The organism is Dialister micraerophilus (assembly GCF_947090205.1).
GTDB classification, from domain to species: domain Bacteria; phylum Bacillota; class Negativicutes; order Veillonellales; family Dialisteraceae; genus Dialister; species Dialister micraerophilus.
In genome coordinates, this window is record NZ_CAMUNF010000001.1 from 350,311 (window position 1) to 356,742 (window position 6,432).

4 protein-coding genes and 2 rRNA genes are annotated in these 6,432 nt (G+C 40.5%); all 6 read right to left on the minus strand.

The genetic code is table 11. From position 1 onward, the window contains the following. Position 1: 1 nt before the first annotated feature. Positions 2-856: a DUF3100 domain-containing protein gene (locus P6922_RS01765; RefSeq protein ID WP_276873781.1), complete on the minus strand. Its 855-nt coding sequence runs from the start codon at positions 854-856 to the stop codon at positions 2-4. Between the two features lie 26 nt (positions 857-882). Beyond that, entirely contained in the window at positions 883-2,193 is a 1,311-nt protein-coding gene (locus P6922_RS01770; RefSeq protein ID WP_276873784.1) for an amidohydrolase, read from the minus strand. A 192-nt stretch (positions 2,194-2,385) separates the two neighbouring features. Further along, entirely contained in the window at positions 2,386-3,693 is a 1,308-nt protein-coding gene (locus P6922_RS01775; RefSeq protein WP_276873787.1) for a uracil-xanthine permease family protein, read from the minus strand. A gap of 437 nt (positions 3,694-4,130) precedes the next feature. Further along, positions 4,131-5,453, minus strand: coding sequence for a YadA-like family protein (locus tag P6922_RS01780; RefSeq protein WP_276873790.1), 1,323 nt, complete (start codon positions 5,451-5,453; stop codon positions 4,131-4,133). 487 nt (positions 5,454-5,940) lie between these two features. Next, positions 5,941-6,057, minus strand: a 5S ribosomal RNA gene (rrf, locus tag P6922_RS01785). Positions 6,058-6,119: 62 nt separating this feature from the next. Next, positions 6,120-6,432 (minus strand): 23S ribosomal RNA (locus P6922_RS01790); the annotation flags it as partial.

Here is a 6,432-nt window from a genome sequence, read left to right on the forward strand (position 1 = left end):
ATTATTCGCCTCCTTCTTCCGGTTCGTTTTCAGACTGTTTTATCTCTTTGCCTGTTAAAGCACTTACAAGAGATTTTTCAGGATTTTTTCCATATTTCAATCTGTAACATTTCTTATAAAGCCATTCCGAAAGCGGAAGAGCAAGCCAAATACTCATGTATAATCCGTCAAGACCTGAAAGCATATTACTTGCCGCACCGAACGCCGCCAACTGATCCGCCATTTGCGGATACATTGCCGAAAGCGAACCGACAGCGGCAGTCATCATACTTGCCGAACCTACACCTGCCGCCATGGCAAGTGCAAGCGGATGAAACGGTAAACAAGCTGCGGCAATACTTGCCATAAGTCCGAAGAAAATTGTTCCTATAACTGTGCCGCAAATATACACACCCATTACACCGCGGCCTTCCGCAGAATCCAAACCGAAACGCTCACCTATGAGCGCAACATTCGGTTCACGTGCAATAGAATGTGCCGCACCTATAGATTCTCTCTTAAGTCCGAAAAATACTGCGAGAGGAATCCCTACCAATACAGTTCCGATATTTCCGAACTCTTGCAATATCAGTGCAGGGGATGCAGCTAAAATCTTAGGTAATGTCGGACCTACAAGCGTACCGTAACGAGACATCAAAAGCATAAGCGTAATTCCCAAAAGTCCGCTTGCCGTTTTAATTTCTTTATCGGAAGAAATTTTTGTAAAACGAGGTGCCGTAAATACACCCATAATCAAAGCATACATCATCGGTAAAAATACTATCTTACCGACACCTATATTTATAGCCTTTGTTCCGATAATTTCCGAAACTACTACAAGCACCAATACTATTAAGTGCAATTTAAGGTTTTTCATACAAGGTTCCTCCCATAACTGCAGAGTTACCGGCTGAAATATGATTCCATTTTCGCCAGGTACTCTTCTTTTGTAAGCAACGGTTTTTCTTTATCTATAATTTCCTTTGCAACCTGTGCATTATCATAAAGCAAATCTATGATATTCATTGCAAATGCCTTACCCGGTAAAATTCCGGCAGCCTCAAAGCTTGTAACTTCAAACTCCTTCGTGTGAAGACCGCCCTTTGCGCCTCCGATAAACGGATGAATTGTCGGCATCAAATGTGAAATATCACCCATATCGGTAGAAGCCGTAAAATGACCGGTTTCCTTTATTTCCGTTGACGGAGATTCAAACCTGATATTATTTACGAAAAGTTCATTCATAGCCTTACTGCAATGAAGCGGAAGCATACCCGGCAATGTTTCGATTATCGTTTCAGCTCCCACAGCATCTCCGCCTGCCTTAAACGCCGCATCTACACGCTTATGTACATTATCTATGGCATCCATAGTCTTACCGCGTACATAAAGCTCCAAACGTACATCGGCCGGAACGCAATTTACAAGATCTCCGCCCTTGGTAATAATCGGATGAACACGAACCATATCATCTTCCTTGAAAGTTTCACGAAGAGCATTAACACCCATAATACCCAAACAAGCGGCATTCAACGCATTTACACCCTCATGAGGCGCATTTGCGGCATGTGCGGCCTTACCCTTGTATCTCACAAGCTTACCCACAAAACCGTTACTTGAAGTTCCGATGTATACGGAATTTTCAGGTGCATCCCCTTGAGAATGCATCATCATTGACATATCGATATCATCAAAACATCCTCTATATACAAGTTCACTCTTTCCGCCGAGGAAATGAAGTTTACCTTCATCAATCATGCGTTTACGAAAATCTATTTCAACGTATTCTTCCGCCGGTACGGCAAAAAATACGGCATTTCCTGCAAGTTCTTTCATAACTCCGGATTTTACAATACCGGCACAGGCAGCCATCATTGAAGCCATCTGTAAGAAATGTCCGCACGTATGAGCAGCACCCGTCATCGGATCGCAACGAGGATCATCAGGCGTACCTACAGCGTCCAACTCGGATATAACCGCAACAGTAGGACCGTCTTTCTTTCCGCAAACCTTAGACTTTACACCTGTCAAAGCAAGACCCGTCTCAACTTCCAAACCTAAATTTTTCATAAATTTGGCTATCTTTGCAGACGTCTTTTTTTCCTTAAACCCTAACTCAGGTTCCAACTGAATATTAATAGCCAAATCTTTAATCTGTTCGGCATAATCATCAATCGTCTTGCAAACAAGTCGTTTCATTTCTTCCTTTGTCATTTCTTACTCCTCCTATTAGAATTTTAACTCATTTTAACATAAGTTAAACAGATATATCAACAGATAATTATCATTATAATCCTTAAATTTAACATTTTACCGTTTAAATTAAAGTGTTATAAAAATATTTGAATATAAAACATACAAAAAAACCGTTCATTCCAAATTATTTTGAAATAAACGGTTTTCATATTATTCTTCTATTTCTTTATCTTTAGGGAAAATCAAATTCAATATAATAGCTACTATAAACACTACCGCAACACAATTTTCCGCAAAAACACTCTTTATCAAATCAGGGAAAATACGGAAAATTTGCGGCGACTGTGTAAATCCCAAACCGATTGACAACGAAAGTGCAACTATACTCATATTTCTCTGCGAATATCCGCACTGACTTATCATTCTGACACCGCTGACCACAATTGAACCGAACATCATAAGTGTGCAACCGCCCAAAACCGCATCCGGAAGTGAAGCAAGAATTACACCCAATGACGGGAACAATCCCGCAAGAATCATAATAACCGCACCCGATGCAATTGCCTTTCTGTTGACAACACCCGTCATTGCTATAAGTCCTACATTCTGACTGAATGAAGTAATCGGCATACATCCGAAAATTGATGACAAACTGCTTATATAACCGTCAACAGTTATTGCTCCGGTTATTTCCTTATCCCCCGCATCCTTTGAAAATCCCATTGTTGCAAGTGCAGACGTATCTCCCAACGTTTCAGTCGCAGAAACAAGGAATATAAGTGCTACCGAAAGTATCGCGTCCCAATGAAATTCCATAGGATAAGGCATAAATGACGGCACCGAGAAAAGAGAAACCGTTGTCAAACGACCGAGATTCACCATACCGAAGAAATATGCCGTTATATATCCGACAACAAGACCGAACAATACCGAAAGCTGCTTATAAAATGATTTCGCAAAAATATTAAACGCCAAGCAAGATACCAAAGTTACAGTTCCCACAATAAGATAATTTGCATCACCGAAATTCGGATTTCCGAATCCCCCGCCGAAAGAATTTGCACCTATCGGAAGCAATGAAAATCCGATTGCGGTAACTACACTCGCAGATACAATCGGAGGTACAAGCTTTCTCCACCATTTTGCACCCAAACCGAGCGTTCCTTCCAAAATTCCGCCTACCAGCGCCGCACCGAGAACCGCTCCATATCCGTACTTAGTCCCTATAACACAAAATACGGAAACGAAAGTAAAACTTATACCCATAATAATCGGAAGACCGCTACCTATTTTCCAAAACGGAAACATTTGAAGAAGCGAACCGACTCCGGCGATAATCATCGCAGCCTGAACAAGCGCTCCCGCCTCATGTGCCGGCATTTTTACAACTCCGGTTACTATAAGTATAGGAGCAATATTTGCGACAAACATTGCAAGCACATGCTGCAAACCGAACGGAACCGCCTTTTTTAAAGATATTTTTCCGTAAAATTCATAAATTGCATCTTTCGTACTCATAGTTCCTCCCCTACATGAATACTGCACTTTTCAGTGCAAAACATTTAATAATCAAAAACTCTTTTATCGAAATAAAAAAGAATTTCCGACTTACAGATTTGTTTTACGAATTTAAGCCGATGTACCGAAAAATACACCGAATGCACATACCTCACGCAAATTCAATAAAATCAAATCTCGAATAAACAGCCTACATACCGTTCCTACTTAGGAAGATTCTATGTTTTGCTTTATTCAATTGTAATTGTCCCAAACGGGACATCCTAACTACAGTATACCAATATAAAAAAAATACGCAAGAAAAAATAATATTTTTTTGCAAACATTATCAAAAAGAAAATAAAACAACTATAAACCTATACTGATAAAAATTTTAATCTTATAGATAAATAAAAACCCGCTTTCTTGAGCGGATTTTTATTCTTACACATACATTATTATTTTGTCACTAAAGCACGAAGTTCATTAATTTGTTGTTGCATAGTTGACATTTGTCGTGTCAAATCAGATACCCTTTCAGTTAATTCGGTAATCTTTCCCTGTTGAGTATGTATCATTTCTTCTTGCTTTTTTACCTGACTCGCCAATTCACTCTTACTTACCGTCACAGCCACACCTTTACCGAATCGGAAAGCGACACCGAAATTTAAAATTTTTTCATCTTTCGCTTTTGCCATACCTAAATTCAAAAGAACTCTTTCATTTGGACGATAAAATGCCCCTAACGCAATTGCATTATACTCGTCAAATTTTCCATAGCCAACTGCAAAATTCAACTTATCATCCGGATCGAAATCCAGCGGCTTCAACGCTGCCAATGCTCCGGCAACCGCACCTGCATTATGAATTTTTTCATTAAGAACTTTCAGTTGTGCCACATTTACCGCATCGGTATCACGACTGCCTGCCGCTACACCGGTAAGCTGTCGGGTAATTTTGTTATACTTTCCAGGGTTTCCATGTAATAAATTTTCATAAATGTCGGGATCGCTTTCCTTGATTTCTTCTAAATCGGCACCTATAGAAACGGAACTGTTTGTAGCTTTCCACTCCGCTGAATGATTATCCTTCGCAAATAATCCGACTTCTCCCGCCTTACGGGTTGCAAGGGAACGAGTTCCAATTGCAACTTGATCATCATATAAAGTAAGAGAGTCATGTCCAGCGGTTATAGAATAATTTCCATATGCATTTCCACTCAAAGCGATACTGAAGTCTCCATTCGCAAAAGAACTCTGCCCTATTGCAGCCGAAGCCATCCCATATGCATTTACTGTAGATCCGATGGCAACACTATTATTTTTATTTGCATATACTGTACCGACTCCCATCGCCACAGAATACTTTCCTAACGCTTGGCCTTGTCCGAATGCAAACGAACCGTCTCCGGATGCAGAAGCCTCAACACCGAAAGCGGAAGATTTTTCTCCCGTTGCAGAAGCACGAATACCAAAAGCAGCTGACTCTTTCCCTGCATTTGTTTCTTTTCCTACAGCAATTGCATCATCTCCGGATGCTGAAGAAAATTGTCCGATTGATACAGCTCTTTTCCCCGTGGCATGTCCGCCACTCAGCGCTACGGCATCTTCACCTTTCGCTATAGAATTCTGTCCCGATGCAAAAGAATAAGACCCTTCAGCAATCGCTACCGGATTTGTAACAAATCCGTCTTCAGCTCTCACACCCCCATTGGAATGAATTAGAACTCCACCCACCAGACACAATAATATACCAAATCTCAAAAATTTTGAATTTGACATCCTCATCCCCCAATTTCCATATTTAAATATACCCGATAATACAATCTTTATATATTTTTATCATTTTTCTTATACCTTTTATATAATAATATTATTCACCTTAAATATTCAACTTAAATTTTAAATAATATTATTACTAAATTTTCGTTCACATACTATCAAAATAATAATAAATATAACAATTGATATATACCCCCGGTCGGATAGAAAGCCTTTTACATAAATAAAAAAAGCACTATGTTCATCACATGTGCTTTTTCTAATCAGCGGCTTTCTATCAGTGCCGCATAGTGACTCACTGCCTTTTGTGCGTTGCTTCGCTCCTTCAAAAGGCGTTCGCTACTTGCTTCTACATGCTACTCACTCTCTTTGTGCGTTGCTTTCGCTCCTTCAAATCGGTTCGCACGCTATCCCGGGTTCCCCGATCGGATAGAAAGCCTTTTACATAAATAAAAAAAGCACTATGTTCATAACATGTGCTTTTTCTAATCAGCGGCTTTCTATCCTCCCGGGTCGCTTCCAACCAAGTACTTTCGACGTTTGTGAGCTTAACTACCGTGTTCGGCATGGGTACGGGTGTATCCTCACAGCTATCGCCACTGTTTCTGAGAGTGTTCTCTCAAAACTATATAGAAGAATTTTTCATCTGCGTTTTCTCAAAGTGTTTTAGTTAAGACCTCGATCTATTAGTACTGCATCGCTCCAAACCTTACGGCTCTTCCACTTGCAGCCTATCTACCTCATAGTCTATAAGGAATCTTACTCATTTCTGATGAGAAGTCTCATCTTAAGGTGGGCTTCACACTTAGATGCTTTCAGCGTTTATCCCTTCCGGATGTAGCTTTCCGGCCATGCCGTTGGCACGACAACCGGTACACCATTGATCCGTCCACTCCGGTCCTCTCGTACTAGGAGCAGCTCCCTTCAAACTTCTTGCGCCCGCGATGGATATGAACCAAACTGTCTCACGACGTTTTGA